Origin of the sequence: Nocardioides sp. NPDC006303, assembly GCF_040613175.1 — a bacterium.
Classification (GTDB): domain Bacteria; phylum Actinomycetota; class Actinomycetes; order Propionibacteriales; family Nocardioidaceae; genus Nocardioides.
Genome location: NZ_JBEXRR010000045.1, coordinates 26,255 through 48,977, shown reverse-complemented (window position 1 = coordinate 48,977; position 22,723 = coordinate 26,255). Strand labels below are relative to the sequence as shown.

Genomic DNA, 22,723 nt, shown 5'->3' with positions numbered 1-22,723 from the left:
TCGTGGGCGGGCCCGCCCGCGCCGGCCCCACCAACCCCGCCCCGCCCGCCCCGCAACGCGCCGCCCGGCCCGTCCCCCCCGCCCCCCGGGCGACCGCTGGTGCGGTCGCCGGGGCTCCTGGGACGTACGTCAGCTGTCTTCCGACGGCGTGGTCGAGCGGCTCGCGCCACCGCGGGTGCGGGTCACGACCTTCGGCGCCGGGGTCGAGGCGGTGCCGTTGCTGACGACCGGGGCCTCGGACTTGGGCGCGGTCATCACCGCGCCCTCGCCGGTGCTCACGACCTCGCGGCGGGCGCCGCGGCGCTGCCGGGTGACCACCTTGGGCTTGGAGTCGACCGGCTCGGCCGCAACCGGCTCGGCCACGATCGGCTCCGGCTTCGACTCGGGCTCGGTCGCCTCGGGCTCGACGGCCGGGGCCACGGGAGCGGGCTCCTCCTCGACGACCGGCTCGGCGACCGGCTCGGACGCAACCGGCTCGGACGGCGCCGGCTCCGGCTTCGACGCGGTCGAGCTGCCGACGACGGCGGCCAGGACCGGACGGCCGGTGGTGGCGGCACGGCGGGTGCGCGTACGCGTGGTGACCTTCGGGGCCTCCGGCTCGGCCGGGGTCTTCGGCTCGGCCGGAGTCTCGGCAGCCGGAGTTTCGGCAGCCGGGGTCTCGGCGGGCGTCTCGGCGGGCGTCTCGACCGGCTCGGTCACCGGGGTCGACGCCTTGGACCGGCGCGAGCGGGTGCGGGTCGTGACCTTGGGAGGCTCGACCGTCGCCGGCTCGGACGCGGCCTCGGCCGCCGGGGACTCAGCCGGGGTCTCGACCGGCTCGGCAACGGGGGCCGATGCCTTGGACCGGCGCGAACGCGTGCGGGTCGTGACCTTGGGGGCCTCGGCGGGCTCGGCGGGGGTCTCGACGGGATCGACGGCCTGGGCAGCCGGCTCGTCGGTCTTCTCCCCGCTGTCGCTCTGTCCGGCCATGGCGGCGAACTCGGCGGGCGTGGGCGTCTTGGCTGACTCCTCGACGGGCTCGGCGCGGTGCTCGGTGCCGATCTCGTCCTTGCCCTTGCCGCGGCCACCGCGACCACCACGACGGCGCGAACGCGGCTCGTCGGGGGCGACACCGGAGGACTTGCCGGCCTCGACCGGGTGCTCGTGGATCACGAGGCCACGGCCGCCACAGGCGTCGCAGTTCTCGGAGAAGGCCTCAAGCAGGCCGGTGCCGATCCGCTTACGGGTCATCTGAACCAGACCCAGCGAGGTGACCTCGGCGACCTGGTGACGGGTGCGGTCGCGGCCCAGGCACTCGACCAGGCGACGAAGCACCAGGTCACGGTTGGACTCGAGGACCATGTCGATGAAGTCGACGACGATGATGCCGCCGATGTCGCGCAGCCGGAGCTGGCGCACGATCTCCTCGGCCGCCTCGAGGTTGTTCTTGGTGACCGTCTCCTCCAGGTTGCCCCCGGAGCCGGTGAACTTGCCGGTGTTGACGTCGACGACGGTCATCGCCTCGGTGCGGTCGATGATCAGCGAGCCACCCGAGGGCAGCCAGACCTTGCGGTCCAGGCCCTTCGCGATCTGCTCGTCGATGCGGTAGGCGGCGAAGGCGTCGGCCTCGCCGTCGTACTTCTCAACCCGCTCCTCGAGGTCGGGGGCCACCGACTGGACGTAGTCCTTGACGGTCTCCCACGACGAGTCGCCGGAGATGACCAGCTTGGCGAAGTCCTCGGTGAACAGGTCGCGCACGACCTTGAGGGTCAGGTCGGGCTCGCCGTAGAGCAGCTGCGGGGCGTTGCCGTTGGCCTTCTTCTCGATGTCCTCCCAGCGCGCCTTGAGCCGCTCGACGTCACGCGTGAGCTCGTCCTCGGCAGCGCCCTCGGCAGCGGTGCGTACGATCACGCCGGCCGTGTCGGGGACGATCTCCTTCAGGAGGGTCTTGAGGCGGTTGCGCTCGGTGTCGGGCAGCTTGCGGGAGATGCCGGAGGTCGTGCCGTCGGGCACGTAGACCAGGAAGCGGCCGGCCAGCGAGATCTGCGAGGTCAGGCGGGCGCCCTTGTGGCCGATCGGGTCCTTCGTCACCTGGACGAGCACCTTCTGGCCGGAGGTCAGCACCGACTCGATCTTGCGGGGCTGGCCCTCCTTCCAGCCGAGCGAGGCCCAGTTGACCTCACCGGCGTAGAGCACCGCGTTGCGGCCCTTGCCGATGTCGATGAACGCGGCCTCCATGCTCGGCAGCACGTTCTGGACACGGCCCAGGTAGACGTTGCCGATCAGGCTGGTCTGGCTCTCGCGGGCGACGTAGTGCTCCACGAGCACCTTGTCCTCGAGCACCGCGATCTGGGTGAGGTCCTCGCGCTCACGGATCACCATGACCCGGTCGACCGACTCGCGGCGGGCCAGGAACTCGGCCTCGCTCACGATCGGGGCGCGACGACGACCGGCCTCGCGGCCCTCGCGGCGGCGCTGCTTCTTGGCCTCGAGGCGGGTCGAGCCCGCCAGCGCGGTGATCTGGTCATCACCGGTGCGGCTCTGGCGAACCTTGGTGACGGTGTTCTCCGGGTCGTCCCCGGCGGCGGCGTCGCCCGAGGCCTCGCCGGCCCGGCGGCGGCGACGGCGACGGCGCGAGGAGGTGCCGCCCTCGCCCTGGTCGGCGTCGGCGTCCTTGCCGGCGTCGTCGCTCTCGGCCTCGGAGTCGTCGGACCGGTCGTCGGTGTCGGACGCGTCGGAGCCGTCGGCGTCGCCGTTGGCACCCTTGCGACGGCGACGGCCGCCACGGCGGCGACGACGACGGCCGTTGCCGCCGCCCTCACCATCGTCGGCCGAGCTCTCGTCGGACTCGGTGTCGGACTCGGTCTCGGGCTCGGTGGTCTCGGCCTCGGGCTGCGTCTCGTCGGCGGGCTTCTCCTCGACCGGTGCCGCGTTGCGCGAGCCGCGCTTGCGGGTCCGGGTCGGGGCCTCCTCCTTCGCAGCCTCGACGGCGGGCTCGGGCTCAGCGGCCTGAGGCTCCTCCTCGGCGGGCGCCTCGACAGCGGCCGCGACCGGCTCCTCGACGGGCTTCGGCTCGGCCGTCTTGCGCGTACGCCGGCGGGTGGTCGTCTTGGTCGGCGCCTGGAACAGCACCGCGGGGGCCGGCGGACCGGCCTGCTCGGCCTCGGTCTCCTCGAGGGTCTCGTCGGCGACCTCCTCGGCGGGGGTCTCGACGGGCTCGACGACGGGCGCGGCGGCCTTCTTGGCGGCCGTCTTCTTCGCGGTGGTCCGCTTGGCGGCGGTCTTCTTCGCCGCCGTCTTCTTGGCCGGAGCCTCGACGGTCTCGGCGGGAGCCTCGGGGGCCTCGCCCTCCGGTGCGGTGATGGCCTCGGGGGTCTCGACCTCGGCCGGCGCAGGGGCCGCAGCCTTCTTGGTCGTACGCTTCCGGGTCGTCTTCTTCGCCGCCGTCTTCTTGGCGGGGGCCTCGGTTGCCTCAGCGGCCTCGGCGGTCTCGTCGGCGGGGGCCTCAGTTGCCTCTGCCGGGGCCGCGGCGGCGGCCTTCTTGGTGGTGCGCTTGCGCGTGGTCTTCTTCGCCGCGGTCTTCTTCGCGGGAGTGGTCTCGCCGGTCGCTTCCGCGTCGGTCGTGGGGGTGTCGGTCACCGGAGCCTGCGCTGTTTCAGCGTCGTTCTCGGTGTTCTCGACAGTGGTCTCGTCGGCCATGCCGTTCTCCTCATCCAGGACCTTCACAGGTGCCGGATAGTCAGGTGCCGGGAAACGGGCGCTGCGCAGTATCGAACTTTTCCACGTAGCAGCCGCGTCGCGGCGCAAAGCTTGTCAGGGCGGCGGCATCCTCCGCAGCGGTGCGTCACAGGCGGCGGTTCGTCACCTGCCGCGGTCGCTCGGCCGTCCGGGACCTTCCCGGGCGAGTCGCTCTCACTGACCTGCTAGGCCTGCGTCGCGGTCTGGTGACGCCCTACCTCCTGTGTGCCGGAGTGCGGCCCCGGAGGGTCCACGCCGGCGAGGCGTCGTCGGACTGTCCATTCCTCGGGTCGGGCCCGATTGTTTGAGCAGTCGTCTCGGAGTATCGCATACACCCTGTCAACAGATCGATATCCGGGGATGACGTACGCCCCTGGACGGACCTGCCAGATCATCCCGCGGGCTGATTCGTCCGCCGCGCCGCGCGCCTAGGCTCGGCCTGTGATCCAACTGCGCAACCTCACCAAGAGGTACGGCGACAAGACCGCCGTCGACGAGCTCACGCTCGATCTCGAGCCCGGCTCCGTGACCGGCTTCCTGGGCCCCAACGGCGCCGGCAAGTCGACGACGATGCGTCTCATCCTCGGCCTCGACGCCGCGACGTCGGGAACTGCGACGATCGACGGCAAGGCGTACGCCGATCTCGACCGTCCCGCGCACACCATCGGCGCGCTCCTGGACGCCAAGGCGGTCCACCCGGGCCGTTCGGGACGGAACCACCTGCGCGCGATGGCTCGCAGTCAGGGCATCGAGGACCGCCGGGTCGACGAGGTCCTGGAGCTGACCGGCATGACCGCTGCCGGCCGCCGCCGTGCCGGGATGTACTCCCTCGGCATGAGCCAGCGCCTCGGCATCGCCGGCGCGCTCCTCGGCGATCCCAAGGTGCTGATGCTCGATGAGCCGGTCAACGGCCTCGATCCCGACGGCGTGCGCTGGATTCGTACGCTGCTCCGCGCCCTCGCCACCGAGGGCCGCACAGTATTCGTCTCCTCCCATCTGATGAGCGAGATGGAGCAGACCGCCGACCGGCTAGTCGTCCTGGGCCGCGGGCGCCTGGTCGCCGACGCACCGATGAGCGAGTTCCTCTCCCCCAGCGGCACCCGCGTACGCGGCCCCGCGCTCGGTCCGCTCGCCGATCTGCTGGCCGGCCACGAGGTCACCTGGAACGGCGAGAACGAGCTGACCGTGGCGGTGCTGTCCCCCGAGGAGGTCGGCACGCTCGCCCATCGGGCCGGGGTGCTCCTGCACCTGCTCGAACCCGTCGAACCGACCCTGGAGGAGTCGTACGTGAAGCTGACCGCGGATGCCGTCGAGTACGCCGCCGGAGGTGCCGCATGAGTGCCCTCGCACGGGTCGTGAGCTCGGAGTGGCTCAAGATCCGGACCGTACGCTCCTCGCTCTGGTTCCTCGGCGGCGCAACCGCGATCATGCTGCTGACTTCGCTGCTCCAGGCCGACGACGGCGATCCGTCGGCCGTCGCCTCCACGGCGTCGGTGATCGGGTCGACGCAGTACTTCGTCCAGTTCCTCGCCGCCGCCTTCGGCATCCTCGCGATCACCGCGGAGTTCGCGTCGCGCTCGATCACCGTCACCTTCGCGTGCACGCCTTCGCGGACCCGGGTGCTGAGCGCCAAGGCGCTGGTCGTGGCGGCGAGCGTCCTCGTGGCTGGGGTGGCCGTGGCCGGGCTCGGCCTGCTGGCCGCGGCGATCCGGCTCGGGGAGCTCGGTGACCTCACCGGCGACGACGTCGCACTCGTCCTGCGGCTCGGCGTGTTCCTGGCACTGCTCGCGACCGTCGGCCTCGGCTTCGGCGGCCTGTTCCGCCGCACCGCCGGGGCGCTCTCCTTCGTGCTCTTCCTGCTGCTGCTGATGCCGGAGCTGCTCGGGCTGCTCGCCCAGCGGTTCGGCTGGTCGTGGCTGGAGACCGCGATCGACTACACCCCGGCACCGGCCGGGTACGCGCTCGTCGAGGGTGACTGGCTCTTCGGGGGCGTACTCCTGATCTGGGCGGTCGGGCTGGTCGCCGGCGCCGCCTGGGTGCTGCGCCGCCGCGACGTCTGATCCTCCCTGCGGTCGTCCCTAGGGGAGCCGCCCTTCCTTCATCTGCCGCGAGGCGTACACGTTGGTGATCACCACACCGTCCAGCCAGGCGGTCAACCGCTCCGCCTCGGCCTCCAGCGCCACGCGACCCGTGTCGCCGATGTCGTGGCGGAGGATCACCCGCACCGTCGCGTCCGCGTCCTGAACCCAGCAGCCGACGATCCGGCCGTCCCACCAGGCGGTGTTGCCGGCGTTGCCGTTGGAGTCGAAGAGGTACGCCACGTCCTCGGCGTCCAGATAGAACCCGCGTTCCTTCCAACCCATGACCGTGGGGTCGAGGGTGGGCAGCAGCGCGGCCCAGGGCTCGATCTCGGGCTCCGGCGAGGTGCCGATCGGGTCGTCCGGAAGGACCCATCCCGTGCCACCGCTCTCGAGCCCGACCTCCACGGCACCGACCGCGGCGAGCGCGGCTCGCACGGCGGACTTCGTGGACCCGAGCCACCAGACCACGTCGGCCTCGGTGCCCGGACCGAAGGTCCACAGCCAGCGGCGGACGAGCTCCGCGTAGCCCTCCGCAGACGCATGCGGGACCGGCACCTCGTCGAGCCACGCCTCGGTCAGCGTCCAGGCAGGCTTGTTCAGCCGCCAGTGACCGAGGTTGGTCGCGCGTATCAGCCGACCCTGCGCGGCGAGGGTGCCGATCACCCAGCGCCCGATCGGAAACTCTCCGCCCCACTTCTTGCCGGGCGTGCCCATCCGGAAGCGGGCGTCGAGCTCCGGCACCAGCTCACGCAGCTGCGTCGTGGTCCGCGGCTCTCCGTCGGCCAGCGCGGCCAGCGTCGCGGCGTACGCCTTCTCGATCCAGCCGTCCTGGTCCTCGTGGATGCCGCCGGCGGTCAGCCACTTGTAGAGGTTCTTCTCCTCCTGGGCGGCCACCCGGGCCGAGGCGCTCCCCAGGGCGGCCGGCAGCAGGTCGCGCGGGAAGGCGAAGAGCGTACGCCGCATCGCCAGCTGCTTGACCAGGGACCGCTCCTCGTAGAGCGCCCGCTCGACGTCCTCGACGCGGAGATCGTGGACCCGCGCGTGCAGGGCGAGGTGGACGGTCGCGGCCTCGGTCGCGTGCCAGGCGGTCATCGCCTGCGTCGCGGCCGCCACGTCGGCGTACCTGTGGTCGGGGGCGAGCCCGTGCCGGCGGGCCAGTCTCGCCCGGCGCTCACGGTCGGTGACCATTCTCATCGGCAGAGCCTCATCGAAGGCACGTTAGTGGAGCGGGTCGCCGATCGTGCCGGAAGCCTCGTCGAAGACTCCCTGGCTGAGCCGGGTCAGGAGCGGCAGTCCGCCGTGCTCGGGGCCGACCTTCAGGCCGCCGATGCGCTCCAGGCCGGTGACGACGTCGTCGGGACGTACGGTCGGGGTGCCGTGCTTGAGCAGGAGCTCCAGCCGGGAGCCACCCTCTCGAGGCGCCGAGCCGAGGCGTACGACCGCACTTCGGGCATCGAACTCCCGCAGACCCTTCTTGGTCATCCGGGACACGATGACCTCCTCGGCTCCGAGGAACGCCTCGACCGCCGCGGCCGCCTCCTCCGGAGCCGTCGGCAGGTCGATGATCCACTCGCTGCCGGTGAGCAGGTCGGCCAGCGCGCCCTTGGGCGACGTGGCGGTGTCCACGACGTCGATCAGGTCGAGACCGTCGGGCATGACCTCGTCCAGGGCGGCCTTGGTCGCGGCGGGGTCGACCGTCTCGCGCAGTCCCAGCTCGACGTACTCGGCCTCGCTCGCCGCTCCCGTCGGAGCCGCGCCGGCGTAGGAGATCCGCGGGTGCGGGTTGAAGCCCGAGGAGTAGGCCACCGGGATCCGGGCCCGCGCGACCGCGCGCTCGAAGGCGCGGCTGAAGTCGCGGTGGCTGGTGAACCGGAGCCGGCCGCGCTTCGCGTAGCGGATGCGGAGACGCTGGACCGGCGGGGCCTGCTGTTCGGGCTGTTGACGCACGAGGTCGATTATGTCGGTCCTCGGGCGCGATCACCCACCCGGCGAATGGAAAGCGAACGGTCTGTAACGGTTTGCACACCAAAAATGGGAGACTCGCGCGGTGACCCACCACAGAAGCAGGAAGTTCTCGGTACGCCTCAAGGAGCTTTTGCCGATCTTCGCGGTGGTCCTCACGGTCGGCGCCATCGCTGCACTGACCGTCCTCGCGCCCCGGTTGAGCGACTCCAGACAGGCCTCCGCGGACGCCTCCTCCTCGCCGAGCGCCGATCCCGATGCGCCCAGCCCGTCGGCCTCCGCCTCGGCGCCGTCGGAGCCGCTGCCGAAGTTCAAGACGCTCGACGCGCCACCGGCGATCGACAAGGTCCCGAAGAAGCCCAAGATCGACCCGTGCGCGGTCCCGCGCAACCTGAGGGTGATGACCTTCAACATCAAGGGTGGCCGGGTCTCCCCCGGCGAGCTCGGCGGCATCGCGAGCGTGATCCGGGCCTCCGGCGCCGACGTCGTACTCCTCCAGGAGGTCGACCAGAACCGCCGCCGCTCCGGCAACGTCGACCAGCCGGCGATCATCGCCTCGCACCTGGGCATGCAGTCGGTCTTCGGCGCCAACGCCTACATCACCGACCGCGGTGGCTACGGCACCGCGATCCTGTCGCGCTACCCCATCGACGGCTACGACAACACCCACCTGCCCAACCGCGACGGCAAGGAGCAGCGCGGCGTGCTCCGGGCCAACATCATCGTCGAGGGTCAGCGCCTGGTCGTCTTCAACACCCACCTCGACCACACCTCCGACTCGCTGCGGCAGGCCCAGATCGGTGCGGTCATGTCCAAGGTGAACGCCTACGACGGCGCCAAGCTCCTCGGCGGCGACCTCAACGCCGGCGACGGCTCCAGCGTCCTGGGCGCCGCCCTGGGCACGCTCTCCGACGCCGGCGCCTCGTTGGGCTCCAGCCACGACGGCGGTGGCCGCGTCGACTACCTGCTCCCCAACTCCTGGCTCTCCGCCGGCGACGGCAGCGTCACCCCCACCGGCCTCTCCGACCACCACGCCGTCAGCATCGACTTCGCCATGCGCGGCGCCGCGGACTGCTGAGGCTCCAGCGTCAGGTACGACGACCGGGCCAGCGCGTCAGTAGCGCTCGACCGTTACGGCTCGCTTCGGCGGGTCGTACGCCTCCGGCCAGAAGTCGGTGACACGTGTGATCCGCCCGGCGTCGATCTCGAGGAACGTCTGCGACTCACCCGACTCATCACCCATCCTCCAGTCGAACCAGACCACGGCCCGATCGTCGTCGGCGATCACGATCTTCGGGCTGAGGCGCCATTCGCCCGGGTAGGTCTGGTTGAACTCGAGAAACGACTCGCGCCCGATGATCAGCTCACGGGTCTGCGGCATGTCGTAGACCACGTCCTCGTCCAGCACCGCCGCCAAGGCGTCCCAGTCCCGGGCATCGAGGAGCTGGAGATATCTGCGCGCCAGCGCGCTGTTGTCCGACATGGCGGCAACCTACCGGTGGGCGAGCGAGCGCGTGGGAGACTTCCCGCCGTGATCGAGTTGCGCCCAGCGGTTGTTGCTGACGTCCCGTCACTTCTGGAGCTGTGGGAGGTGGCTGCGGAGAACGACTCGCGGCCGACCGACTCCGCGGTGAAGGTCGAGACGCTGATCGCGCGCGACCAGGAGGCCTGCACGGTCGCGGTCACCGAGGATGGCCGGGTCGTCGGCTCGCTGATCTCCGGGTGGGACGGCTGGCGCGCCCACCTCTACCGGCTGGCGGTCCACCCCGACGTACGCCGCCAGGGGCTGGCCCGTCGCCTTCTGGACCATGCCGAGACCCGCCTCGTGGCGCTCGGCGCGGGCCGGATCGACGCGATGGTGCTTGAGGGCAACGACCTGGGACAGTCGCTGTGGAAGAGCTCGGGCTACGAGTCGCAGGACGAGTGGCGCCGCTGGGTCCGCCCGGTCGGCTGAGCGGCGGTAACCGGTCGCCAAAGGGACCGAGTCGGGTCTACGTTCAGCGGATGGAGTTCCTGACCCCCGAAGACCTTCCCGCACCCGCCGGCTACAGCCACGCGGTGATCACCGACCCCGGCGCCCGGCTGGTCGTGACCTCGGGCCAGGTCGGCGTCACCGACGAGGGCGCCGTAGCCGACGGCTGGGAGGCGCAGACCCGGCAGACCTTCGTCAACCTCGGCGTGGCCCTGGCCGCCGCCGGCGCAGCCTGGGCGGATGTGGTCAAGCTGACCTACTTCGTCGTCGACACCACCGAGCTGCCGCTGATCCGGTCCGTACGCGACGAGTTCGTCGACCTCGCACACCCGCCGGCCAGCTCGCTGGTGCGGGTCGCCGGCCTCTTCCGCCCCGACGTACTCATCGAGGTGGAGGCCACCGCCGCCATCAGCTGACCGGTCAGCCAGATCGGGGGACGCCGAGCCGCTCGATGCCCTAGCCTCCGCGCCATGGATCACCCACCCGCGGCGCTCGGCCCACAGGCCGCACAGTCGACGACCCTGGCCTGGATCGCGCTGGCGCTCACCTTGGTGTGGGTCCCTCCGCTCGGTCTGTTGATCGGCCCTGTGGATACCTTCCTGGGCCTGGCGTGCACGATCGGCGGCACGACCCTGGCCGTCGTGGTGCTCCTGCGCTCACGCCACGGCGTCGACCACGGCAAGGTCCCGGCGTGGATCGCCTTGGCGAGTGCCGCGCTGCACCTGGCTGTCACCCTGGCCCTCGGCCTGATCCTGCTGACGACCACCGAAGCCATAGATGTTCCCGAGGTGGCGGAGGAGGCGGGTTGGCTCGTTCCTCCGGAAGAGTCAGTCACGGGCGACTGCCTGCAGAGTGTCGAGCGCCCGATCTCCACGCCCTGCGACGAACCTCACCGGGTGGAGGTCGCCGGCACCTACACGCTTCCTGACAAGGGCTGGTTCGAGGATGCTGAAGCCGAAGCTGATCCGCTCTGCTCCGACGCCGTAGCCAAGTACCTCGATATCCCCGAGGACGAGGCTTCCGGGCGCCACGGATTCTCCATCTCCGCAGACGAGCCCTACAAGGTCGCCTGCTGGGCCGTCTCCGAAGACCCCGTCACCGGCACGATGCGCGCCACTAGCCCCTGACCAGGAACTACGGCCGCCACAATCCCGCATGTGAGCGGTAATGACAGCTGAGGTCGCGACGGTCGCCGTCACTTCCACGCACATGCGGGAAAGTGACGGCTCCCAGGATCAGTCGAGTTCCTCGAGCGACCTCGGGAACTCACGTGGGTCGGTAAGCTGCGACTGCGCCTGACCGGCATTCAACTCGTCGGTGTCTTCGGCGATCAGAGCCGCCAAGTCGAGTCGCTCCGGATTGAAGACCAGGACATGCCAACGTACGTTCGCTGAGCGGTCAGAGGCGAGGCGGGTCAGCGTTGCCGGATCCAGACGCCGCGACGACGCAGCGACGGCACGCACACGCGCGATGCGATCGGCCGCCAGCATCTCGGTGTCCTCCCTGGACAGATGCTGATTGAGCACGGACTCAGCTCGCACACTTGGGTGCTCGTCGCGGGCAAGTCGCGCGAGGACCTCAGGGTCTTTCGACCATTGGGCCAACTGCTCCCGGACCTGATGGGCCGGATCGCGCATGAGCGCCTCGATGTCCGTCGAGCTCAGGTCACCGCGATGGGCCACCATCTCCCGAACGTCCCGGATCGGTGAGGCCAGTGCGATCGCGATCGCGTGCCTGTTCGGGTTCTCGGTCACGGCGAATCGCACCTGATAGTGCCGATCCTCGACGAGTACGTGAAGCAGGTCCGGTGGCGCAGCCGGGTTCTGCGCCACGGCCGCACGGACCCTGGGCGAGCGATCGGCGGCAAGCGTCACCAGATCAGCGACAGTCGCAGTCGGGTCGGCCGCAAGTGCTGCCCGCTCTGCGACTGTGGCCAAATCACACCACGCTGAGCGGAAGCAGCTTCTTGCCCGTCGGGCCGATCTGGATGTCGGTGTTCATCTCCGGGCAGACGCCGCAGTCGTAGCAGGGGGTCCAGCGGCAGTCCTCGACCTCGATGTCCTCGCCGTTGGCGACGGCGAGGGCGTCTTCCCAGTCGGCCCAGAGCCAGTCCTTGTCGAGGCCGGAGTCGAGGTGGTCCCAGGGGAGGATCTCGTCGTACTCCCGCTCGCGGGTGGTGTACCAGTCGAGGTCGACGCCGGTGCCGGCGAGACCGGTCTCGGCGGCGGTCATCCAGCGGTCGTAGGAGAAGTGCTCGCTCCAGCCGTCGAAGCGGCCGCCGTCGCGCCAGACGTGCTCGATGATCCGGCCGACCCGACGGTCGCCGCGAGACAGCAGGCCCTCGACGATGCCGGGCTTGCCGTCGTGGTAGCGGAAACCGATCGCGCGGCCGAACTTCTTGTCGGCGCGGACCATGTCGCGCAGCTTCTGCAGCCGCTCGTCGGTGGTCTCGTGGTCGAGCTGGGAGGCCCACTGGAAGGGGGTGTGGGGCTTGGGTACGAAGCCACCGATCGAGACGGTGCAGCGGATGTCGTTGCGGCCCGAGACCTCGCGGCCCTTGGCGATGACCTTCTTGGCGAGCTCGGCGATCTGGAGGACGTCCTCGTCGGTCTCGGTCGGCAGGCCGCACATGAAGTAGAGCTTCACCTGGCGCCAGCCGTGGGAGTAGGCCGCACCGACGGTGCGGATCAGGTCCTCCTCGGTGACCATCTTGTTGATCACCTTGCGCATCCGTTCGGAGCCACCCTCGGGGGCGAAGGTCAGACCGGAGCGACGGCCGTTACGGGAGAACTCGTTGGCCAGGGTGATGTTGAAGGCGTCGACGCGGGTCGAGGGCAGCGAGAGCGACACGTTGGTGCCCTCGTAGCGGTCGGCCAGACCGGTCGCGACGTCACCGATCTCGGTGTGGTCCGCCGAGCTCAGCGAGAGCAGGCCGACCTCCTCGAAACCGGACTTCCGGATCCCGTTCTCGACCATGTCGCCGATGGTGGTGATCGAGCGCTCGCGCACCGGGCGGGTGATCATCCCGGCCTGGCAGAAGCGGCAGCCGCGGGTGCAGCCGCGGAAGATCTCTACCGAGAACCGCTCGTGCACGGTCTCAGCCAAGGGCACCAAGGGATTCCGCGGGTAGGGCCAGGCGTCGAGGTCCATCAAGGTGTGCTTGCGCACTCGCCACGGGATGTCGGGGCGGTTGGGGACCACGGCCTCGATCTGGCCGTCGGCGGCGTAGTTCACGTCGTAGAACTTCGGGACATAGACGGCACCGGAGACGGCCAGTCGCCGCAGCAGCTCGTCGCGGCCGCCGGGGCGACCGTCCTTCTTCCACTCGCGCACGACCTCGGAGATCTTGAGCACGACCTCCTCGCCGTCGCCGAGCACGGCAGCGTCGAGGAAGTCGGCGATCGGCTCGGGGTTGAACGCGGCGTGGCCGCCGGCGAGCACCACCGGGTCGTCGTCGCCGCGGTCGACCGCGTGCAGCGGGATCCCGGCGAGGTCGAGCGCGTTGAGCATGTTGGTGTAGCCGAGCTCGGTCGAGAACGAGAGCCCGAACACGTCGAACGCCTTCACCGGACGGTGGGCGTCGACGGTGAACTGCGGGATCGGGCCGTGCTCGTCGCCCTCGCGCATGATCTTCTCGAGGTCGGGCCACACCGCGTAGGTGCGCTCGGCGGCGATCCAGTCACGCTCGTTGAGCACCTCGTAGAGGATCTGGACACCCTGGTTGGGCAGGCCGACCTCGTAGGCGTCGGGGTACATCAGCGCCCACCGCACCTCGACCTCGTCCCACTTCTTGACGGTCGAGTTGAGCTCCCCACCGACGTACTGGATCGGCTTGGACACCAGCGCCAGGCGCGGCTCCAGCCGAGGGAAGACGGACTCAGGAACGAGGTCGCTCTGGGCGACGGTCACGATGGGCACCTCAAAGCTCGGGAACGATCAACCCCAAGCGTACGCCGCCTCCTGACTCCCCTACCAAACCCGGCGTCGCGAGGACAGAATGCCGGGCATGGCTTTGCGTACGTGGGCAGGAGAGTTCGCCGGAGGGACCGTGGCAACAGGCATGGCCAGGCTCAACGCCCGGCATCCGTGGAGCCACAACGACCACTTCCACAGCTGGATCCTGGCGAACCTGCCGGCGCGGCGTCGCCGCGCGCTGGACGTCGGCTGCGGCCGCGGCGAGCTCGTCGCGTCGCTGTCGCCGCGGTTCGAGGAGGTCCGCGGGAACGATCGCGACGAGGAGATGCGGCGATACGCCACCGCCCGGTGCGCGGGTCTCGCCAACGTCACCGTCGACGGTCGCCCCTGGGCCGAGACCACCGGGCCGATCGACCTGGTCACGATGGTCGCCGTTCTGCACCATCTGGACGTCGCCGCAGCCCTCGCTGATGTGCGCCGCCTCCTGGAGCCGGGAGGGCGCTTCCTGGCGGTCGGGCTCGCACCGCCGCACAGCGCGACGGACCATCTCTGGGACCTCGCGTCGGCCGTGACCAACCCGGTGATCGGCTACGTCAAGCATCCATGGCCGTCGGCCGACGGCACACCCGTCACCCCGGTCCCGGTCATGGACCCGACGATGCCCTTCGACGAGCTGCGCGAGACCGTCAGAGACGTCCTGCCCGGCGCCTCGATCCGCCGCCGCCTCGGCTTCCGGCACACCATCGAGTGGACCAAGCCGTCGTAGCGGAGCGGAAATAGGCGGTGGGGCCGCCCCTCCCGGACGGCCCCAACACCCTGAGCTCAGAGCCGGTGGCTCAGAACAGCGTGGTGAGCAGCAGGTTCGGGGAACCGGTGCCCGGGTTGGTGACCACGTCGGGGGTGGCGGCGCCGGTCAGGCCCGTGGCGACGTCGGCCGGGGTGGCCGAGGGGTTCGCCTCGAGGAAGAGCGCGGCGGCACCGGCGACGTGCGGGGTCGCCATCGACGTACCGGAGATGGTGTTGGTCGCACCGTCGTTCCAGGCCGAGGTGATGTCGACGCCGGGGGCGAAGATGTCGAGGCACTCACCGGTGTTGGAGAAGTCCGCGGCGGCGTCGGTGTCGTCGGTGGCACCGACGGTGATCGCCTCCGGAACGGCCGCCGGCGAGGAACCGCAGGCGTCGGAGCTCTCGTTGCCGGCCGCGACGGCGTAGGTCACGCCGTCGGCGATCGAGGCCTGGACGGCCGCGTCGAGAGCGGCGTCGTTGCCGCCACCGAGCGACATGTTGGCGACGGCCGGGCCGTCGGTGTGGTTCTCGGTGACCCACTCGATGCCAGCGACGACACCCTCGGTGGTGCCGGAGCCCTGGTCGTCGAGGACGCGGACCGGAACGATCGTGGCCTCCTTGGCCAGACCGTAGGTGGTGCCGGCGACGGTGCCCGCGACGTGGGTGCCGTGGCCGTTGCCGTCGGTCGGGTCGGTGTCGCCGTCGACCGCGTCGAAGCCCTCACCGATCCGGCCGCTGAACTCCGAGTGGTCGGTCGCGACGCCGGTGTCGATGATGTAGGCGGTCACGCCGGCACCGGTCTGCTCGTAGTGGTAGTTCTTGTCGAGCGGCAGCGCGGCCTGGTCGACTCGGTCCAGGCCCCAGGTCGGGTCCGCCTGGTCACCCTGGGTGGTGTAGCGGTGGTTGGCCTGCACGTAGGCGACGTCCGGGTTGGAGCGGACCTCTTCGAGCGCGTCCTTGTCGAGCGAGGCCGAGAAGCCGTTGAATGCCGTGTTGAAGACCTCCCGTACGTCTCCACCCGCGTCACGGGCGTCGCTGCGCACCGACTTGGCCTCGGACTTGGCCACGTCGCTGCGGCCCTGCTTCTCCATCACGACGATGTACTCACCCTCGATTGCGGTCGAGGCGTCCGCGCCGCGCAGCGGTGCCGGACTGTCCGCGGCACCGGCCGGGACTGTGAAGGCGATCGCCGAGGCTGCTGCTCCAACAGCTACGGCGGAGATGACTGCCGGCGCCTTGAAGGCCCGGTTCTTGATGGTTCGGTTCACGAACTGACTCCCGTCATCGTGCGGCCCGATGGGGCCACAACCATTCTTTGCACCGGACTTGGGAACCGCCTGTAGGTGGTCCCACGCGCAGACCTCACACGTGCCGGCCGAACGCCCTGCGCCCTCCCTACGGCCGCAACCCGAAGCGTTCGGTCAACCACGTAATCACGTTACGTATGACCCGTAACGACCCAAGTCTTCGCATTGCAGCAACGTGCAGATACCAAAGGTGAACACCAATAAACAGGCCATAAACAAGGCGGGAAAAATGGCGTGTAACCAACACACCGGGCCGCTCGCGTTACGCGAGCGACCCGGCGTGGTCAGGCCTCAGGTCAGGCCGTCAGATGAGCACCCGAGATCAGGCGACGGAGGTGTCGTCGATCAGGAAGCTGGTCCCGAGCGAGGAGTCCTCGGTGCCGGTGAACGTCAGCGTGACGGTGCTGCCGGCGAAGGACCCGAGCGAGAACGACTTCAACGAGTACGACGAGCTCGCGTTCAGGTTGGAGTACGTCGCCAGCGTCGTCGACCCGACCTTGACGGTCAGCTTGTCGTAGGCCGTCGAGGTGGTCGTCTCGTTGGTGATCACCCGCAGATAGAACGACAGGGTCTTGCCGGTCGTGGGCAGGGTGACCGACTGCGACAGCGTGTCGGTGCGGGCGGTGCCATAGCCGTTCAGCCACGCCTTGTAGGAGCCCGTACGCGCCGGGGCACCGCTCGAGTTGTCGATCACGCCCGAGGAGGCGCTCCAGCCGGTCGCACCCGACTCGAAGCCCGGGTTGGTCAGCAGGTTGCCCGTGGTCGGCGGGTCCGTCGGGTCGGTGCCACCGCTCCACAGCGAGTAGAGGAGGCGGTTGGGCGAACCGGTCCCGGGCGAGGTGACCACGCCGGTGGTGGCGTTGGAGTTGATCGCCGAGGCGACGGCGGAGGCCGATGCCGTCGGGTTCGCCTGCAGGTAGAGCGCTGCCACTCCGGCGACGTGCGGGGTGGCCATCGACGTACCGGAGATCGTGTTGGTCGCCGTGTTGGAGGTGTGCCACGCCGAGGTGATCGAGGAGCCCGGGGCGAACAGGTCGACGCACGAGCCGATGTTGGAGAAGCTCGACCGGGCGTCGGTGTTGGTCGTCGAGCCGACGGTCAGGGCTCCGGCCACCCGGGCGGGCGAGCCGTTGCACGCGTTCGCACCGGAGTCGTTGCCCGCGGCCACGGCATAGGTGACGCCGTCCGCCATCGAGCTGGAGACCGCGGAGTCGAGGGTCGAGGAGACCCCGCCACCGAGCGACATGTTGGCGACCGCCGGACCGGAGGTGTGGTTCGAGGTCACCCAGTTCACACCCGCGATCACGCCGGCGGTGGTGCCGGACCCGGAGGCGTCGAGCACGCGGACGGGCACGAGGGTGACGTTCTTGGCGACACCGTACGTCGACCCGCCGACGGTGCCGGCGACATGGGTGCCGTGGCCGTTCTCGTCCTCGGTGCTGGACCCGATGGCGGTGTAGCCGGAGGTCACCCGGCCGCCGAAGTCCGCGTGCGCCGAACGGATGCCGGTGTCGATGATGTACGCCTTCACACCCGAGCCGGTGTAGTCGTAGTGGTAGTTCGAGTTCAGCGGCAGGTTGCGCTGGTCGATCCGGTTGAGCCCCCAGGTGGGGTTGGCCTGGTCGCCACTGGCCTTCACGACCTGGTTGGCCTCGATGTAGTCCACATCGGGGTTGCTACGGAGCGCGTCGAGCGCGTCGGCATCGAGGGTCGCGGAGAATCCGGTGACCGCCTTGTCGTAGGCGTACTTCACCGAGCCACCCTTCTCCTTGGCGAGCGCCCGGGCGTCGGCGGCGTTGGCCTTGGCCGCCGCACCGTTGCCCTTCATCACGACGATGTAGGAGTTGTCGATGGCCGTCGACTTCTCGGCACCGATCAGCGGTGCCGGACTGTCGGCTGCGCCGGCGGGACCGGACATGGCCAGGATGGTGGTAGCCGCACCGACGGCGGTGACCGTCGCTGCTGCCAGTGCGCCGAGGCGCTGGTTCTTGTGGGGTCGGTTCACGGTTACTGCTCCCGTCGTCAAGCAGCCTCGGGATGAGGGCTGCAAGGGGTAACAGATGCCCTGTGGGGCACCGGGAGGGAACGTAATCGAGTTTAATTTCGATGAAACGCGACATCTTTTCGCACTGCAGCAACCTGCAGGCGATCACGCGAGCGGAGGTCCTGAAGTGGTCCGGACCGGTCCAGACCGGTGCGCCGCGAACGGGCCGAGATGCCGAGCAGCAGACCCACCGCCAGCAGCGCCGCGATCATCGAGGAACCGCCGTAGGAAATCAGGGGTAGTGGGACTCCGGTCACCGGCATGATGCCCAGGCACATCCCGATGTTCTGGAAGCTCTGGATGCCGAGCCAGCACACGATCCCCGCCGCTGCGACCCGCCCGAAGAGGTCGTCGGTGCGCGCCGCGATCCGCAGTCCACGCCACAGCACGACACCGATCAGCCCGATCACCACCAGCGAGCCGACCAGCCCGAGCTCCTCCCCCACGACCGTGAAGATGAAGTCGGTGTGCTGCTCGGGGACGAAGCCCGCGCGGGCCTGCGAGCCCTGGAACAGACCCTGCCCGAAGATGCCGCCGTCGCCGATCGCGATCCGCGCCTGCTGGACGTTGTAGCCGGCCCCGCGAGGATCGAGCGACGGATCGGTGAACGCCATGAACCGGTTGATCTGGTACTGCTTCAGCACCCCGGTCGCGACCACCGTCGTCGCAACCGCGACACCGGCCAACGCCAGCAGCGCCAACCATCGCCGCGGTGTCCCCGCGGCCGCGAGCACGCAGAAGACCGTCACGCCGAGCACCAGCGTGGTGCCGAGGTCGGGCTGGAGCAGGACCAGGACGATCGGCACCGCCGCGACCAGGATCATCGCGACCACGTCGCCCAGCGACACCCGTGCCCGCCAGCGGCCCTCGCTGCGCTCGGCCAGGACCAGCGCCATCGCGATGACCACGGCCAGCTTGGCCAGCTCCGAGGGCTGGACCTGGACCGGCCCGAGATTCACCCACGACTTCGACCCGTTGACCGTGGAGCCCATCACGAGCACCAGCACCAGCCCGACCACCGCGGCCAGGTAGGCCACCGGCGTCAGGAGCCGGACCCAGCGATGGTTGGTCGCGACCACCCCCACCATCAGCACCAGCCCGGCGGCCACGTTGATCGCCTGTTTGCGCAGGTAGGCGGTGGTGTCACCGCCGGTGATCGCGTCGCGGTGGATGGTCGCGGACCAGACCAGCAGCACCGAGAGCGACACCAGGACCAGCACCGCGCCCAGGAGGACGAGGTCGATGCGGCGTACGAAGGCCATCACGTCGTTCTTCATGCTCTGCCCCTCAGTCCTTCGGGGCGACGATCGAGCCGTCGGCACCGAACGCGGGCAGGTTCCTGGGCGGGTCGATGCCCCGGATCGCGGCCTTGTCGGGCCGCACCTCGGCACCGCCCTCCTCGACTCCGTAGAGCGTCTCCCACAGCTTGCGTACGGCATCGCCCACCGAGCCCGAGCCGGTGCCGCCCTGGGAGATCGTCATGATGACGACGTACTTCTTGTTGTACGTCGCGACCCAACCGGTCGTCTGCTTGCCGGTGACCTCGGCGGTGCCGGTCTTGCCGCGCACCTTCACCTCGTCGAGCGGGAACCCGCCGAACTTCCAGGCCAGGGAGCCCGACTGGGGAGTGCCGAGCAGCGCCTCGTTGACGTAGTCGATGCTCTTGGCCGACATCTTCACCTTGCCGGCGACCTTGGGATCGATCTTCTCGACCACCGTCCCGTCGCCGCTGACGATGGCCTTCCCGATCCTGGGCTCGTAGAGGGTGCCGCCGTTGGCCAGGGACGCGTAGGCCCGAGCGAGCTGGATCGGGGTGACCATGGTGTCGCCCTGGCCGATCGAGAAGTTCACCGCGTCACCGGTGCGGTAGTAGTTGCCCTCGATGCAGAACTCGTGGGCGAACAGCTGCAGGAACGAGCTCGGTGCGTTCTTCTTCTCGTCCATCCGGCAGTAGTAGCCCTTCATGGCCTGGTAGTACTCGGCCTTCCACTTCCGGTCCGCGATCCGGCCCGCCGACTCCCCCGGCAGGTCGATGCCGGTGCGTTTGCCGAAGCCAAAGGCCTTGGCGGTCTCCACCAGCGGGTCCTTGGCGTTGACGTCGGCGGGGTTGGCGCCGTACTTCTGCCAGTAGTGGACCCCGACCTGGTAGAAGAACGTGTTGCAGGAAACCTGGAGCGCCTTGGCGAAGTCGATGAACCCGTAGGCGCCCGACTCGTAGTTCTTGAACACCCGGTTGCCCACCTGGAGCCCGCTGGAACAGTTGAGCAGGGTGTCGCGGCTGTAGCCGTTGTTGAGCGCGCCGACCGTCATGAACGGCTTCCACGTCGAACCCGGCGCGAACTGACCCTGCGTCGCCCGTGGCAACAGCGGGTAGCCCGCCTTCTCGGAGTAGAGCCTGTCGAGCTGCTTCTGGGTGATCCCGCCGACCCACTCCTCGGGGTCGTACGTCGGCTGGTTGGCCATCGCGACCAGCCGGCCGGTCTGCGCCTCCATGACGACGACCGAGCCGGAGTCGGCCTCGTAGTTGCGGCCGGAGATCTTGTCGAAGGTGTTGCGGGCGGTCTCGATCGACTCGGCGAGCAGCTTCTCGGCCCGGCCCTGCACCTTGGCGTCGATGCTGGTCACCAGCGTGTCGCCGGGCTGGGAGGCGACCGAGTCGCCGCGCCCGATCTCACGGCCGAGCGAGTCGACGGTGACGGTGTCGTAGCCGGGCATCCCGCGCAGCCACTGGTCGTACTCCTTCTCGACGCCGGAGCGACCCACCATCGAGGTGATGTTGAGCGACTCGTCGCCGCGCTCCTTGGCGTCGTCGTTCTCGTCCTCGGTGATCGGGGAGAGATAGCCGAGCACGCCGGCGGCGTTGATGCCGAAGGGGCTGGGGTAGGAGCGCAGCGTCTGCTTCTCCGCGACCACCCCGGGGAAGTCCTCCGGCTGCTCGAGGATGCGCAGCGCCGTCGACTCGGAGACGTCGGTGGCGATCGGGACCGGCTGGTAGCGGGTGCCGGACCAGTTGGCGATCGCCTCGTTCTGCTTCTTCGGGGACACGTCGACGGCCTTGGCGACGCGAGCCATCAGCGTCTTCCTGTCGTCATCGTCGAGCCCGTCGAGCACGCCCTGGTCGAGGCTGACCACCCAGGCGGAGCGGTTGGTCACCATCGGCCGACCCTGGGCGTCGACGATGATGCCGCGCACCGGCTGGCGCACGATCTCGCGTTTGGACTGCGAGGCCGCGGCGGCCTGATAGGCGTCGCCGTGGCGTACCTGTAGGTAGAAGAGCCTGACCCCGAGCGTGGCCAGCAGAGAGAAGACGAGCGCCTGGATCACGATCAGCCGCAGCCGGCTGACCTGCGCGGTGGAGAGTCGACTCCGCGCCATCTCAGAGATCCCCCTTGCCGATCAGCCACAGCAGCGCCGGGATGAGCAGCGGCGCCAGCAGCAGGTCGTAGCCCACGCTGATCGCCACGGTCGGCAGCAGGGTCAGCGGCGCCTCACCGAGGATCAGGCCGCTGACCGCGAAGATACTGACCCCGATGAACGCGCAGGTGGCCACCGTGGCCATCACGGTCATCGCGTTGGGACGGTTCTGGCCACCGTGGATGCTGCCCTCGTTGATGCTGCCTTCGCGCACGCGGCCGGCGACGTAGCCGACGATCAGCAGCGCCAGCGCCCACCGGCCCGCGGTGTGGTCTGCGGGCGGCGCCAGATCGAGGAGTACGCCGGCGGCGAACCCGGTCACCAGGCCGGCCTGCCCGCCACGGGTGAGAGCGACCGCGATGACGACCAGGAGCGCCAGGTCGGGGGTGATCCCGCGGATGGCGAAGGCCGGCGCCACGCTCAGCTGGAGGACGACCGCGATGACGACCAGCATGCCGACCAGCACGTTGCGCAGCACCGGAGCGGCGCCGGAGGCCCGGCCTTCCATCTCGCTCATCGCAGCTCTCCTTCCGGTGTGATGACAGCCCGGTCGCTCATGGTGTCGTTGGGCACCACCACACCGACGACGTCGAGCGAGCCGAAGTCGACGTACGGCTTGATCCGGACCGTCTGCGAGGAGTCACGCACGCTCTCGAAGCTGTCGGTCACCTCGCCGATCGGCAGCCCGGAGACGTACGGAGCGGCCCGGCCGTCACCCCAGGTGATGACCGTGTCGCCCTTGAGCGGGGTGATGGACCGGTCGACGAGGTCGAGGGTCAGCAGACCGGCGTTGGCGCCTCCGGCGACTGCGCCGGAGCCCCGGACCATGCCGACCTGGCCGGACTTCTTGCCGCTGCGGTCCTCACCGCCGACACGGCCGCCGACGACCGAGGCGGCATCGACGATCAGCAGGACCGTCGCCGAGGTCTTGGTGACCCGCAGGACCCTGCCGACCAGGCCGTCGCCGGTCACGACCGACATGTCGGACCTGATCCCGGCGGCGCTGCCGGCGTCGATGGTGACGGTGCGGTTGAAGGTCTGGGCGGGGCCGTAGGCGGTGACCCGCGCCGGCACCATGGCGTAGCCGAGGTCCTCGGCGGCGCGGGTGATCGACTCGTACTCGGCGAGCTTGGCGCGGCCGTAGTCGGTGACCTCGACCTGGCGGCGCAGCGTGGAGTTCTCGGCCTCGAGCTTCGCGACCCGGTCGCGCAGCTCGTCGCGGGTGTCGAACCACTCCGGGATGTCGGTGAACGGGCGGCCCACCAGCGCAGCGCCGGTCTCCAGTGGGGACATCACCTCACCGACGGCGGCGCGGGCCGGCTCCAGGACGGGGGTCTGATCGAGCGTGGCCAGCGTCGCGCAGCACAGGATGAGCGCGATCAGCCAGGAGCGCTTGGGACCGCCGCCGCCGGCCTTGGTCTCGAGGCTGCCGCGGCGGTTGAGCCTCTCCCGCGGCTTTCGGACCATGGGTTTGGGCCCTTTGCGTTGTTCCAGCCCTTTGCGCAGACGTTCGCTGGGGCGGGGG

The 22,723-nt window shown here is 69.9% G+C and carries 19 protein-coding genes; 7 read left to right on the top strand and 12 right to left on the bottom strand.

Translation table 11 applies throughout. From position 1 onward, the window contains the following. Positions 1-129: 129 nt before the first annotated feature. Positions 130-3,678: an Rne/Rng family ribonuclease gene (locus tag ABZY89_RS25125; protein ID WP_355231609.1), complete on the bottom strand. Its 3,549-nt coding sequence runs from the start codon at positions 3,676-3,678 to the stop codon at positions 130-132. A gap of 480 nt (positions 3,679-4,158) precedes the next feature. Between ABZY89_RS25125 and ABZY89_RS25120 the strand changes: the two genes are divergently transcribed. Next, positions 4,159-5,055, top strand: coding sequence for an ABC transporter ATP-binding protein (locus ABZY89_RS25120; protein ID WP_355231608.1), 897 nt, complete (start codon positions 4,159-4,161; stop codon positions 5,053-5,055). Continuing rightward, a complete protein-coding gene (locus ABZY89_RS25115; protein WP_355231607.1) occupies positions 5,052-5,777 on the top strand; it encodes an ABC transporter permease subunit in 726 nt (241 codons plus the stop codon). Before ABZY89_RS25120 ends, ABZY89_RS25115 begins: the two co-directional genes overlap by 4 nt. Positions 5,778-5,795: 18 nt before the next feature. Here the strand turns inward: ABZY89_RS25115 and ABZY89_RS25110 are convergent, their stop codons facing one another. Beyond that, a complete protein-coding gene (locus ABZY89_RS25110) occupies positions 5,796-6,992 on the bottom strand; it encodes a winged helix DNA-binding domain-containing protein (protein ID WP_355231605.1) in 1,197 nt (398 codons plus the stop codon). 24 nt (positions 6,993-7,016) lie between these two features. After that, positions 7,017-7,745 (bottom strand): TIGR03936 family radical SAM-associated protein, encoded by a 729-nt coding sequence (locus ABZY89_RS25105; RefSeq protein WP_355231603.1) that lies wholly within the window; start codon positions 7,743-7,745, stop codon positions 7,017-7,019. A 100-nt stretch (positions 7,746-7,845) separates the two neighbouring features. On the opposite strand from ABZY89_RS25105, the gene ABZY89_RS25100 reads away from it, so the two are divergent. Next, positions 7,846-8,838 carry an endonuclease/exonuclease/phosphatase family protein gene (locus tag ABZY89_RS25100; RefSeq protein WP_355231601.1) on the top strand — a complete coding sequence of 331 codons (993 nt, stop codon included), beginning with the start codon at positions 7,846-7,848 and terminating at the stop codon, positions 8,836-8,838. Between the two features lie 36 nt (positions 8,839-8,874). On the opposite strand, the gene ABZY89_RS25095 is transcribed toward ABZY89_RS25100, so the two are convergent. After that, positions 8,875-9,243 (bottom strand): nuclear transport factor 2 family protein, encoded by a 369-nt coding sequence (locus ABZY89_RS25095; RefSeq protein WP_355231599.1) that lies wholly within the window; start codon positions 9,241-9,243, stop codon positions 8,875-8,877. A gap of 48 nt (positions 9,244-9,291) precedes the next feature. Between ABZY89_RS25095 and ABZY89_RS25090 the strand changes: the two genes are divergently transcribed. Genes ABZY89_RS25090 through ABZY89_RS25080 form a run of 3 tightly spaced genes read left to right on the top strand, consistent with a single transcriptional unit; the run spans position 9,292 to position 10,859 of the window. Continuing rightward, positions 9,292-9,714, top strand: coding sequence for a GNAT family N-acetyltransferase (locus ABZY89_RS25090; RefSeq protein ID WP_355231598.1), 423 nt, complete (start codon positions 9,292-9,294; stop codon positions 9,712-9,714). 50 nt (positions 9,715-9,764) lie between these two features. Beyond that, the gene (locus ABZY89_RS25085) at positions 9,765-10,148 is read left to right on the top strand and encodes a RidA family protein (protein WP_355231596.1); all 384 of its coding nucleotides are present in this window, start codon (positions 9,765-9,767) and stop codon (positions 10,146-10,148) included. A gap of 54 nt (positions 10,149-10,202) precedes the next feature. Then, positions 10,203-10,859, top strand: a complete 657-nt coding sequence (locus tag ABZY89_RS25080) for a septum formation family protein (RefSeq protein WP_355231594.1) — start codon at positions 10,203-10,205, stop codon at positions 10,857-10,859. Positions 10,860-10,967: 108 nt separating this feature from the next. On the opposite strand, the gene ABZY89_RS25075 is transcribed toward ABZY89_RS25080, so the two are convergent. Continuing rightward, positions 10,968-11,606: a hypothetical protein gene (locus ABZY89_RS25075; protein WP_355231592.1), complete on the bottom strand. Its 639-nt coding sequence runs from the start codon at positions 11,604-11,606 to the stop codon at positions 10,968-10,970. Positions 11,607-11,670: 64 nt separating this feature from the next. After that, a complete protein-coding gene (locus tag ABZY89_RS25070; RefSeq protein ID WP_355231590.1) occupies positions 11,671-13,641 on the bottom strand; it encodes a TIGR03960 family B12-binding radical SAM protein in 1,971 nt (656 codons plus the stop codon). A 97-nt stretch (positions 13,642-13,738) separates the two neighbouring features. Here ABZY89_RS25070 and ABZY89_RS25065 point away from each other — a divergent pair, with 97 nt between their 5' ends. Continuing rightward, positions 13,739-14,413, top strand: coding sequence for a class I SAM-dependent methyltransferase (locus tag ABZY89_RS25065; protein WP_355231589.1), 675 nt, complete (start codon positions 13,739-13,741; stop codon positions 14,411-14,413). A gap of 70 nt (positions 14,414-14,483) precedes the next feature. On the opposite strand, the gene ABZY89_RS25060 is transcribed toward ABZY89_RS25065, so the two are convergent. The 6 genes from ABZY89_RS25060 to mreC all read right to left on the bottom strand — a co-directional run bounded on the left by ABZY89_RS25060 (position 14,484) and on the right by mreC (position 22,665). Continuing rightward, entirely contained in the window at positions 14,484-15,701 is a 1,218-nt protein-coding gene (locus ABZY89_RS25060) for a S8 family peptidase (protein ID WP_355231587.1), read from the bottom strand. Positions 15,702-16,062: 361 nt separating this feature from the next. Beyond that, complete coding sequence (locus ABZY89_RS25055; protein ID WP_355231585.1) at positions 16,063-17,745, bottom strand: S8 family peptidase; 1,683 nt, start codon at positions 17,743-17,745, stop codon at positions 16,063-16,065. 92 nt (positions 17,746-17,837) lie between these two features. Then, a complete protein-coding gene (gene rodA, locus ABZY89_RS25050; RefSeq protein ID WP_355231584.1) occupies positions 17,838-19,061 on the bottom strand; it encodes a rod shape-determining protein RodA in 1,224 nt (407 codons plus the stop codon). A 10-nt stretch (positions 19,062-19,071) separates the two neighbouring features. Beyond that, the gene (gene mrdA, locus ABZY89_RS25045; protein ID WP_355231582.1) at positions 19,072-21,159 is read right to left on the bottom strand and encodes a penicillin-binding protein 2; all 2,088 of its coding nucleotides are present in this window, start codon (positions 21,157-21,159) and stop codon (positions 19,072-19,074) included. A gap of 1 nt (position 21,160) precedes the next feature. Beyond that, a complete protein-coding gene (gene mreD, locus ABZY89_RS25040; protein WP_355231581.1) occupies positions 21,161-21,715 on the bottom strand; it encodes a rod shape-determining protein MreD in 555 nt (184 codons plus the stop codon). Beyond that, positions 21,712-22,665 (bottom strand): rod shape-determining protein MreC, encoded by a 954-nt coding sequence (gene mreC / locus ABZY89_RS25035; protein ID WP_355231579.1) that lies wholly within the window; start codon positions 22,663-22,665, stop codon positions 21,712-21,714. Before mreC ends, mreD begins: the two co-directional genes overlap by 4 nt. Positions 22,666-22,723: the final 58 nt, after the last annotated feature.

Excerpts from the sequence above, each read along its gene's own strand:
- ABZY89_RS25125 (WP_355231609.1), bottom strand. The coding sequence starts at position 3,678 with ATGGCCGACGAGACCACTGTCGAGAACACCGAGAACGACGCTGAAACA.
- ABZY89_RS25115 (WP_355231607.1), top strand. The coding sequence starts at position 5,052 with ATGAGTGCCCTCGCACGGGTCGTGAGCTCGGAGTGGCTCAAGATCCGG.
- ABZY89_RS25110 (WP_355231605.1), bottom strand. The coding sequence starts at position 6,992 with ATGAGAATGGTCACCGACCGTGAGCGCCGGGCGAGACTGGCCCGCCGG.
- ABZY89_RS25095 (WP_355231599.1), bottom strand. The coding sequence starts at position 9,243 with ATGTCGGACAACAGCGCGCTGGCGCGCAGATATCTCCAGCTCCTCGAT.
- ABZY89_RS25085 (WP_355231596.1), top strand. The coding sequence starts at position 9,765 with ATGGAGTTCCTGACCCCCGAAGACCTTCCCGCACCCGCCGGCTACAGC.
- ABZY89_RS25080 (WP_355231594.1), top strand. The coding sequence starts at position 10,203 with ATGGATCACCCACCCGCGGCGCTCGGCCCACAGGCCGCACAGTCGACG.
- ABZY89_RS25065 (WP_355231589.1), top strand. The coding sequence starts at position 13,739 with ATGGCTTTGCGTACGTGGGCAGGAGAGTTCGCCGGAGGGACCGTGGCA.
- rodA (WP_355231584.1), bottom strand. The coding sequence starts at position 19,061 with ATGAAGAACGACGTGATGGCCTTCGTACGCCGCATCGACCTCGTCCTC.
- mrdA (WP_355231582.1), bottom strand. The coding sequence starts at position 21,159 with ATGGCGCGGAGTCGACTCTCCACCGCGCAGGTCAGCCGGCTGCGGCTG.
- mreD (WP_355231581.1), bottom strand. The coding sequence starts at position 21,715 with ATGAGCGAGATGGAAGGCCGGGCCTCCGGCGCCGCTCCGGTGCTGCGC.
- mreC (WP_355231579.1), bottom strand. The coding sequence starts at position 22,665 with ATGGTCCGAAAGCCGCGGGAGAGGCTCAACCGCCGCGGCAGCCTCGAG.